1 protein-coding gene is annotated in these 284 nt (G+C 50.7%); it reads right to left on the bottom strand.

The features are described 5' to 3' along the window. The coding region (locus ACXAFS_RS15310) for a DUF7507 domain-containing protein (protein WP_475308050.1) at positions 1-284 on the bottom strand (284 nt) is incomplete at its 3' end.

Here is a 284-nt window from a genome sequence, read left to right on the forward strand (position 1 = left end):
CCATCATCACTCGTGTCATCGACATTGGTATCTGCCGGACTGTCTCCGTCTGCTAACACACTGTTGCTAAAGCCTCCGGCATCTACTGCATCTTGCTCGATCACATAGGTCGCTGTATACGTAGCCGTCTCGCCGACCAATAAGTCGCCTTCTAAACTGCCGGCATCCGCACTAACAAACGTTGGACCGGTTAATAAGGTCAGTGGGGTGCCATTGGCGTCTACAAACGTATCAGCTATCGCTACTCCATCTAAGGTCACATTTCCAGTGTTCGTTACCGTGAT

The organism is Winogradskyella sp. ABM4_392 (assembly GCF_056160445.1).